The organism is Marinagarivorans sp. (genome assembly GCF_982758155.1).
In genome coordinates, this window is the sequence record NZ_CEXWTU010000178.1 from 619 (window position 1) to 10,639 (window position 10,021).

The following is a 10,021-nucleotide window of genomic DNA, read 5'->3' on the forward strand; positions in this document are numbered from 1 at the left end:
AAAGCGATGAAATTCCCGCCATTATTGAGGCTTACCGTAAAGGGGCTGAAAATGCCAAAAAGGCGGGTTTTGATGGGGTGGAAATACATGGTGCCAATGGTTATTTGTTGGATCAGTTTCTTCAAAGTAGCACTAACTTTCGCACTGATGCTTACGGTGGCACGTTGGAAAATCGCGCGCGATTAATGCTAGAAGTGACCGATGCGGTTATTGGCGTTTGGGGGGCAGGGCGAGTGGGTATGCATATGGCGCCCCGTGCCGATGCGCACGATATGGGGGACGATAATCTGGCTGAAACCTTTGGCTATATTGCGGATGAATTAGGCGCACGCAAGATTGCTTTTATTTGTTCGCGCGAGCATGCCGCAGAAGATAGCTTGGGGCCTAAACTTAAACAGCGTTTTGGCGGGTGTTACATTGCCAACGAAGGCTTCAGTTTAAGCTTGGCTAACGAGTGGCTTGCCAGCGGAAAAGCCGACGCTGTGGCTTTTGGCAAAACCTATATCGCAAATCCAGATTTGGTCGAGCGCTTCCAAAACAACGCCCCATTAAACGAGCCCGTGCCCGAAACCTTCTACGGTTCAGGCCCCGAAGGTTTAACGGATTATCCGGTGTTAGAAATGGCGTAGTTTTTTGCTGTAACTTAATTCGGGGGGGAATGTATTCCAGATGACCTCACTCTGAGCGTCTTCTGTTATTATTCGCCCCTTATCCCCCCCCCTTACACGATTATAGTATTTTTAAAGCTTGAATCGCATACGCCTATTTTACAGGCCGGATTACTCAAAGGAGTGTTGATCATGAAAAAGAAATTAGTCACAACAATACAGCTAAGTTGCGCGTTACTGACCGCGGGCTTAATTTTACAGGGCTGCGGCAGTAGTGGGGGCTCAACCACTAACGCATTCAATAGCGGCGCAAGTAACGGTTCAGCCAACAGCACAAGCCCTTCTACTGACTGGGTTAAAGGCCGCTATAAAGGCGTTGATGAATTTTATGGCCACTGCTATAGACCGGATTACACTAGAGAGCAGAAAAAGGGGAACCTCAATCATGAAAAACATTTTGTTCGCGAGCTGATGAATGATATTTACCTTTGGCGTGAAGATACTGTAGACGTAAATCCCAACACTTTTAATGATCCAATTACCGCTTTTTATGCTCTAAAATCTAAGGCCGTTACCGAGTCAGGAAAAAGTAAAGACGAATTTTCAGGCATGATGTGGTATGACGACTATATCAAGCGATACGTGGATGGTGTTGAATTTAGTATTGGGGCTCATATTAGCGCTTCTAACTTTGACGAAGCCGATGACGGTAAAGCCCTAAGCTTGACAATTGCTTATGTGGAAGAAGGCTCATCAGCGGCCCTAAACGGACTTAAACGCGGCGACAAAATCATTGAAGTTAATGGTCAGAAAACATCAGAAGCAATTTCCTATTCGGCCAAAGAGGACCTCTATTATTCGGTTGCCTATCCCGAGAATACAAACAGCATTCAGTTAAATGTACTGGCTCTGGGTGATACTGAAGCGAACGAGTTCTATATTAGACCTACGGATGTAACGATTAATCCCGTTATACATAGCCAAATTATTAATGAAAATAGCAACACGTTTGGCTATCTTGTGCTCAACACATTCACTTCTGATTTAGTCATTCCTCAACTACAAGAGGCGTTTTCAGATTTTAGTAGTGCTGGGGTTAATGAATTAATATTGGACTTACGCTATAACAGCGGCGGCAGTATTTATAGTGCACAACGCCTTGCTTATATGATAGCCGGCGAAGCCAATACTAAAGACAAAACGTTTGCTTTAACCCAATGGAATAGTCGTCACCCCAACTTTGACCCTATAACTGAAGAGCCGTTGGCGGATGAAATTTTTATACCCACTGAAGAAGATAACACTACGCCACTTGCCAGTCTAAATTTAAACCGGGTTACGGTAATAACGACGGGAGCAACCTGCTCTGCCAGTGAGCTGATAATGAACGCCCTCAAAGGAATTGATATTGAAGTCGTTCAAATTGGCAATACTACTTGCGGCAAACCCTATGGCTTTTATGGTATCCCTAACTGTGAGCTGGTGTACTTTCCCGTGCAGTTTCAAGCGATTAACGCCAAAGGCTTTGGCAGTTACGCCGATGGTTTTAGCGCAGCAAATGGTAGCGAAACCTCAAACACCACACTGCCCGGCTGTAGCGTAAACGATGATCTTGATCACGCACTAGGTAATACTACTGAGAAACTGCTCGCCTCGGCTATTTTTTATAATGAAAATGGCCATTGTCCAGAGCCTGAAATTAGCGCAAGCAAACCCAATCAAAGCGTGCCCGCTGAGAGTCAGCGGTATAAACTTTATCGCCAACCGTGGGAAAATATTGCTTTAAAAGGATTGAAGCATGATTAAGCAATTAATACTTGTTAGTCTGGCTGGGGCTTTAATCGCCTGCGCGAATCCCTCAATACCTGCACATTTACAACAAGCAATTGCGAGCACAGAAGGTACGCTTAATAGCGATCAAATTGTGGAGTTACAAAAAGCAATATCGTTATTGTCCGATGTTAAGCCTACAATCGCGCTAGGTAATCGTGCCTTTACTGAGGCGAGCCGGCTCACCATTGGCCCTAAGAACCTTCCTGCAGGGGCTGTCACCAAGCACCTCGAAAGTGTTTTTTTACTAAAGACTAACGGAAAGGATTGTTTTCTTATTAATGAAAAAACAGAAGCGGTCAAAAAACTTTTTAAATTAGAGTGTAAGCCCTTACGCTAGCGAAAGATTACAACGAAGTGAGTAAGCACCCTTCCTTCGTTGTAATCATTTTGGCATATGGCCTACTAAGCTTTAAGGGCAGAAATTCTCATAGATGTAACTAGGGTTTTCAAGCTAAGTATCAAGATCTCTAATAAGGTGGCGGGGCCGCAATTTCTTTCGCGTCCGCCACCCTTTTGCACTGTTGTCGACTAGCCCGTAAAAGTATTCCCTGATTTACTGCTGTAGGCCTCTAAATTAACTTTATAACCCGAATATCCGGATGCCGTTTTAATTACCCTCAATCAACGTCATCGAGCCAAAAGCATCGGCATTAATATAACCTTCGTCATTGAGGTGGCCTTGCGAATTGACAGAGCCCATCATGCTTTCGCGTTCAAAGCGGCTTTCAGGAATGCTGTTGTCGTTGTCGATATAACACGCCGAAAAGCCCAGTGTTTTACCAGCGAATAAGGTGAGCGGGGTATTGTTGGCGCCTTGGGCGAAGTTGTATTGGTCGCCATAAATTGAAACTTTCATTTCCCATAAATGGCGTGTGCCTTGGGTATTGATGGCGGTTTCGATGTGGTCGTTAAGCAGTATGGGCTCGCCAGACAAGCCAAAATCGGCAACCTCTTTATAAATGCTGACGTGGTATGCCCAAGCATTAGCAGCATTGTTATTCCAGTGATTGCCGCCACTGTTGTTTTCGTCGATGAATATTTCAACGGTATCGTCGATATGAAGCTGTTGGCTTAAGGGGTTGCGGTCGTGATCAAAAATCACATCGTCTGTAATATCGACCAATAAGTATAAGTAGCGTGAATCCCACATGGCTTTATAGCGCCCGCTATAGTCCTCGGGGGATGGATATTCACGCTGCGCACCTAGCCAGCGCACATCGATTTTTTGCCAGGGTGCAACGTCCCATTCTACTTCCTCAACGCCATCGATCATCGGCGCGAACAATGCCCTTGGTGCATCGTAGTGGTTGGATTGAATAATGGGCGCGCTAGAGCTGGCTTCGCTCGAGCTGGAAATAATGCTTGATGAGCTACTGCTACTGCTACTGATAGGCTGTGAGCTTGAACTTATCGCTACGCTAACACTGGAGGCCGCCACCGAGCTTATCGCGCTGGAACTGCTGGCTGGTGTTGTGCCGCCGTTACAGGCACTTAACGCCACGGCGCTTAATACTAAAGCGCTGGGCTTGAGTATGCGAAGCAATGGTTGAGTCGATAGTTGGTGAAAAAAGGGACTGTTCAAAAGGGGTAAGTGGAACATGCGCTAACTCCCAGCTACATCGGCACGCAAGTGCGCACGGTTTAAAGCTAAAAAGGTGTGTTGAGTCGAGCCAGCGTATCGTTATAAAGGCTTTATGGGTTTCAAAATACTTACCCCAATCGTGTGCTTTTTTTGCTTGTAGTGGGAATGTGAGCAGCAGGTATCATTCTATGGTGTCTCATGGGTCATTTTTTTCTATGGAAAATTACGCTTCAACTAAACGAAAACCAAAGTTATTTTTACGGGCGTTTTTAATAAAGTAAAATCGATTGCTCGATCTTAAGCTATCGTAGCCTTCCTTCCATGAGCCGCCGCGCAATACGCTAACGTTGCATTGGCTGGGGGCGTTGCTGTTATGGGTATAGTTTTCGCTGTAACAGCTATCAACCCATTCCCATACGTTGCCGTGCATATCAAATAAGCCCCATGCGTTAGCGGTGAATGATTGAGCGGCTTGAGTCCCCATTTTTTGTACTGTGCAGCTACTGGAAATCCCTGTATTAAATTGTGCTTGTGTGCAATCCAGTGTGTCGCCCCATGTAAAATCAGTTGTGCTACCGGCGCGGGCGGCATACTCCCATTCGGCTTCGCTGGGCAGCCGGTATTGTTTACCTGTCATCATTGTTAGCCAGGGAATAAAACGCTCCACGATATCGCTGTAGCTAATATTAATTACAGGGTGGTTGCCTCGGCCCCAGCCTTCGTCGCTAGGTTGGTGTAAGCACATGCGCACTTCTTTACATAAATCCCACAGTGCAAAAGGTATTTCTGTTTTTCCTAATTTAAACGCGTTTATTTTTATCGAATGTTGCGGCGCTTCATCGGTATCATTTTTGTTGCTACCCATTAAAAATTCGCCAGTGGGAATTGCGATAAAGTGATCTTCTAAATATGCAGCCACTTCTTGGCTAATACTTTTGAGTCTGGCGGTGGTGTATTTTTTTGCAACTTCTTGATTGCGCTTAAAACCATCGACGACTTCTTTAAAGGCGTGTTGGTTGAAGGTGAGATCGGCCTGTTGCCAGATTCTTAAGGCGTTTACAAAATCGCCGTCCTCAAAGGCGGCTTGGGCTTCTTTGTCGAGCCGGTGAGCGTAGTCTGCAATGGGGGAGGCGTCGTTAACTGATTTCATCATGCGATACATCATCAGGGTCTCTTTACCTTGTGCGGCCGCTGTTTTGGCTTGATAAAGATTTTGGCTGGCCTCGAAGTTGGCTCGCCGGCTGGTCATTTTTTGTTGCAACGCGACGGCATGATGGCGCGCGTGCAGGCACTTTTCTTGGGCAATAGCTTGAGCCAAGTTTTTTAGTTGATTGCTAAGGGTGCGAACTTCGGTGTTCGAAAAAATAACCTTGTCGGTGATGTCTTCCTGAAACAGTAGGGCATTTCTTTGGGTTTGTGATTCGAGCATGGGGAACATGACATTATTTTTAAGCGTCATGCGTTGGCGGTAAAGCGCCTGTTGTTCTTGTTTTATCTGTTGAAATAATTGCGTTGTCAGCTGAATGTCGTTGTCGCAATCTGCGTGGCTGGGCGCAATGGCGATAACGGCTATGCCGATAAAGAGCGCTGAGGCAACGGTAAGGGTAATTTTTTTTAGTGTAAATCTTAAATTCGCAAACATCGCGGAGTACTCGATAATAATGGGTGGTTAATTGTCGACATCCTGCCTTTAGGGACGAGGAAACAATATTTCATCCAATAATACTTGATCTCGACCTCCTTACCTTCGTTGCTCAAAGCGTTACATGCCCCGGCATGTGCCCCTTTAAGCGCCTCGATAAGAAAGCCGATCTCTTCGCCTAATTGGATAAACTATTATTGCCTCGTCCCTTATTAAAGAATTTTAAGGTGGCGTATAAAAAGCAGGCCGTTAATTCTGTGGCCTGCTTTTTATTGCGCTATGCGTTAAAAAGACATTTGTGGTTTTTCGGCATTACGATCCATAATCCAGGTGCGTAAAGCTTGTACAACAGGTTCTTTGTAAGGCATGGGGTTGCGGCAATTAACGCCATTGGTACAGCTGACGTTTGCATTCTGGCTTGTGCCGGCCGCTTTTAAGTACAGCCAACTTGCATTTAAATCGCCGGGAACAACATATTTCCAGTTGTTGACCAGTGAGGCATTGCCTAACAGTTGCTCTACAATTTCGGTTGATGTGATGTTTCCGCCAAGCTGTAGATTGTTCATGATTTGGGCATCGCCGTGGCACTGTAAACAGCCGTTATCTTCAAAGGCGGGGCGTACCACTTCGTGGAAAAAGCCCGATTCATTAGGTGTTCCGTTGCCTGTACCGGGGGTGCCGTTGCCACTTCCGTTGGGGGTGCGAGAAGCCAACGAAATTTCACGCCAATGATCCATTTCACGGCATTGCTTTAACATTTCGGTTTTGTAGTCGGCATCGTCTCGGGTTTTGCCTTTTGCTTTTCGGTAGTTTTCCCAAACGTTATCAATCCACCCGTGTAATTTCCAAAACAGGTAGGCATCGAGGTTTTGGTTATTGTTATTTACCGAATGCTCAACGCCCATTCCTGGGGAGCCATTTGAGTGTAAGTCGATATGTAGGTTGTTAAAATTAAAGCCCGTACTGCCCGGTGAACCACCGCATTGTAACCATGTTCCGAGCTCGCCTTCGGTGGCAAAACGGTTTAAATAACTTTCTATATTGTCGCCCATATCGGCAGAAGATAATTGGTTGTTATTCCAGTCATTAAAATAGGGGCGCAATACAGCGGGGTAATCGTTGCGGCCGGGGAATTGGTCCCAACCGGAAAACTGTTCTGTGTGCTCTGGCCATAGCTCTTTTAATTGTTCGAGCATTAACCGGTGGCCGGCTAAAAACTCTAAGCCATCTTGGTGTCCTGAACAGGTTGTTTCTTCTGCGCGAAAAAGAATGTCTTGGCAAGCATTGGGTAGGTCTGGCCTTGGGGTTTCGCCAAAGCCGCCGCAAGCGCGAACGTTATGCCACAGCACGTGTGCATCCTGCCATGCGTTGTCGTACATATATTCGTAAACGGTCGGGTGAACGGTTGCGTTTTTAACGCCGCCGCCGGCATCAAATTCGGTGGGGCCGTCGGTAATAAAGCCGTTGGTAATGTGAGGTTTAAAACCGTCTAGGCAGTGATCGTAGTCGCTATCATCTACTGATGAAGAAGAGGCCATTTGAGGCACGCTTGAGCTAGACGCTTCGCTTGAAATAATTGCGCTACTCGAGGCGACTGAGCTTGAACTCTCGGTGGGTGTATTGTTGCCAACGCAGCCGGATATCAGCAGCGCAAGTATTGCAGCTGAAGGCGCAAGAGCCATTTTTTTGTAGGGGGCACCGTTGCTAAGTTTCATTTTATTCTCGGCAAATTAAATGTGTGTTGAATTTTGGGCGGCACGAAGCCGCAGTGTAAGTAGTCACTAATCGGGCTTGTGGGAATTCAATCCCCGGCGCATTTTTACGCCAGGGGTTATTTACACGGGGTTAGGCAATGATGATTGACTTGTAAGTCAGTAAAGATCCATCGCGCTGCCTTTTTGATTCCATTAACCATTGTGCTGAAGAGGAGCCTCCGAATTCGGGATCGGATTGCATGGATCGATCTTGCATTCTTCCGCCGTTTTCGTTCACGTGGCTGTATTCTGGGTGGTTTAAATGAATGTCATTTGTTGTGGCGTCGGCAAAACCAAATTGGGTGGTGAGCAATTCCATGCCATTACGCATAAAGCGCAAGTGAATGTGGGTTGTTCGCCCTGCGTACCAATAAGGGAAGCAGGATTTAAAATAAACAATGCCATCGGCATTGGTAACTTGGCCGCCGCGATGCCAATACTTCGTCATTGCGCGCGCGTTGTTATCGGCGCAGCTTAGGCCAAATGAGCCATCCCAGTAACCGGGACCTATTTCTGTCGCTGTAGAGCGGTCATCTGAATACAGGCCTTCGCAGTTGGTGTGCCAAATTTCGACAGTGACGCCATCCATGGGGTTACAGCCGGCATCCATTACTTGAAAACCAAATACGGTGGGCAAGCCCACTTCGCCATCAGAAATATCTTCACGCAGGTAATCGCTTGGGCGGAAAAAACATGGCCCCAGAATTTGTCGGCCGGTTTGTTGGCTACAGGTTGTTGGTGGGCTATTGCCAAAAGGGCTGCTCGGTGGGAAGGGGGATGTTAATGAAGCGGTACCGCCCGTGGCCCAACCGTCGACGGCTGGCGCCTCACTACTGGATGCGGCTTCGCTACTTGAGGCGAGCTCGCTAGAGCTGCTTAAGCTAGAGCTACTTGAGGCTAGGCTGCTTGAACTTAGAGCGGCAGATGAACTACTCGTGCCAGAGGTGCCGGTACAGCCGAGCAAGCCTGCGGCCGGAAATGTTGCGACCGCAGAGCCAAATATTTTTACAAATTTACGGCGGTGAATAGGCGGTGTTACCGGTTTAATAATGTCATCGTTAATGTGCTTGCTCATGATTCACCCCTGTGTAGGTCTCTTTAAGATTTAACCTATTATGAACACTGGGATGACAAATAAAGCTTTTTTCGCGGCGCCAAGTGAGACCGAGTTCGGATTTTTCGGCACTTAAAATACGTGTTTTTTTGACGAGGATAAATAAATATTTGCCTTGCGGTAAATAAGTATGTGTGACGTATTTTGGTTATATCGAGAGTGTTTTTTAGCGGAAAAAAAGGGGCGTAATCGTTCTGTTTTAAGGTCATTTTGACTTATATGGAGGCTCGGTATTGACCCTGTGAGCTTCAACTAAGGTCTCCGATAGAGAGCAGCTACATCTGTTTTGGCAGTATTTAACACATAAACTGTGAATATTCCCTTTTTTTATCGCTTATGCGCTTTATGATTGCGGGGCTGTTGTTTTTATTTGGCTGTCGTTATTGAGATAATTCTTGGCGATATTGTGTAAATACCTATGGGGGATAGTTGTAATGTTAAACAAAGAGCAATTAAATAAGTTAAAAGCTAAAGTGCGTTCAGTAAAACCTGCGCAAGAGGGGGATGATAATCTTGGCCCGTTGAAATTACTGCCAGGCACCTGGAGTAATAAAGCCCTACCCGGGCGTGGCTGGAATATGATAGCGGTTCCTTTTTCGGATGGGCCTGCCAATTACCGTTTGCTGCTTAATCAATATGACGAAACGCTTAAGTTTGATTTAGTCGATGATAAAGTTGCCAATCGCGGGATTACTGTTGGTGGCGGGGACGATGATCAGTTTGTTGTGGCGATAGATTATGTACAAAAGATTGATCAAATAGCCGTAGAAGACTTCCCCGTGAGCGGTTTGGCGGGTGAACCCGGCGCAACGATTCATCACGAACCAGGCTTGTGGTTGCACATGACCAACAATATCACCAATGGTTTGGATATCGCGCGCTTGTCGACGATTCCCCACGGTGATTCGGTCTTGGCGCTGGGAACCAGTGATACAAGTTCTGCGACGCCGAGCATTGGTCAGGTGAATGGCTTACCGATTGGTGTAAGTCACGACTTAGACGGACGCTATTTGGCCCCTTATAAGCATTTTAATGACACCCCTTTTAAGGGCGTTGTTGATGCGCCGGGTTTCCCCGGTTTTAACCCTGTAGACCCCAGCGCGTTATTAAAGCTTGCGAATGAGGGGGTTAATATCGTGCGCACCACTAAGTTAGAGGTGGATACGACACTCGACGAAGCGGGCATTGTTAACATTCCATTTATTGTGAAGCAGGCGAATGCTTCTGATATGAAATCTACCTTCTGGATTCAAGAGGTTGAAGAAACTGATGATAAAGGCCACACGAAAATAACCTTGCGATTACAGTATCTTCAAGTTGTGATGTTGGACTTCTTCCCTCGCACCGATGGCGCTGCCGGTTTAATCCGCTGGCCGCATATCAGTATTAATACCTTAGAAAAAGAAACCCCTAAAAAGAAGGCGTGCAGCTAAGGGCGTGCACGGAATAAGTTGCTGGAATTTGGGTTTTTGGGTGCTTGCTTGACGA

8 protein-coding genes are annotated in these 10,021 nt (G+C 46.4%); 4 read left to right on the plus strand and 4 right to left on the minus strand.

Going from position 1 to position 10,021, the window contains the following annotated elements:
- From AC3A8L_RS15985 to AC3A8L_RS15995, 3 genes are all read left to right on the plus strand, one after another.
- Window positions 1–629: oxidoreductase (locus AC3A8L_RS15985; RefSeq protein WP_487963272.1), on the plus strand; the 629-nt coding region annotated here is incomplete at its 5' end.
- A 171-nt stretch (window positions 630–800) separates the two neighbouring features.
- The gene (locus tag AC3A8L_RS15990) at window positions 801–2,414 is read left to right on the plus strand and encodes a S41 family peptidase (RefSeq protein WP_487963273.1); all 1,614 of its coding nucleotides are present in this window, start codon (window positions 801–803) and stop codon (window positions 2,412–2,414) included.
- Window positions 2,407–2,778 carry a hypothetical protein gene (locus AC3A8L_RS15995; protein WP_487963274.1) on the plus strand — a complete coding sequence of 124 codons (372 nt, stop codon included), beginning with the start codon at window positions 2,407–2,409 and terminating at the stop codon, window positions 2,776–2,778. The genes AC3A8L_RS15990 and AC3A8L_RS15995 overlap by 8 nt, the downstream gene beginning before the upstream one ends.
- Window positions 2,779–3,048: 270 nt before the next feature.
- Here the strand turns inward: AC3A8L_RS15995 and AC3A8L_RS16000 are convergent, their stop codons facing one another.
- The 4 genes from AC3A8L_RS16000 to AC3A8L_RS16015 form a co-directional block, all read right to left on the minus strand.
- Window positions 3,049–4,041 carry a sugar-binding protein gene (locus tag AC3A8L_RS16000; RefSeq protein ID WP_487963275.1) on the minus strand — a complete coding sequence of 331 codons (993 nt, stop codon included), beginning with the start codon at window positions 4,039–4,041 and terminating at the stop codon, window positions 3,049–3,051.
- A gap of 205 nt (window positions 4,042–4,246) precedes the next feature.
- Complete coding sequence (locus AC3A8L_RS16005; protein ID WP_487963276.1) at window positions 4,247–5,665, minus strand: formylglycine-generating enzyme family protein; 1,419 nt, start codon at window positions 5,663–5,665, stop codon at window positions 4,247–4,249.
- A 284-nt stretch (window positions 5,666–5,949) separates the two neighbouring features.
- Complete coding sequence (locus AC3A8L_RS16010; RefSeq protein ID WP_487963277.1) at window positions 5,950–7,380, minus strand: hypothetical protein; 1,431 nt, start codon at window positions 7,378–7,380, stop codon at window positions 5,950–5,952.
- A gap of 130 nt (window positions 7,381–7,510) precedes the next feature.
- Window positions 7,511–8,494, minus strand: a complete 984-nt coding sequence (locus AC3A8L_RS16015; protein WP_487963278.1) for a dioxygenase family protein — start codon at window positions 8,492–8,494, stop codon at window positions 7,511–7,513.
- 473 nt (window positions 8,495–8,967) lie between these two features.
- Here AC3A8L_RS16015 and AC3A8L_RS16020 point away from each other — a divergent pair, with 473 nt between their 5' ends.
- Window positions 8,968–9,966, plus strand: coding sequence for a heme-binding protein (locus AC3A8L_RS16020; RefSeq protein ID WP_487963279.1), 999 nt, complete (start codon window positions 8,968–8,970; stop codon window positions 9,964–9,966).
- Window positions 9,967–10,021 lie beyond the last annotated feature (55 nt).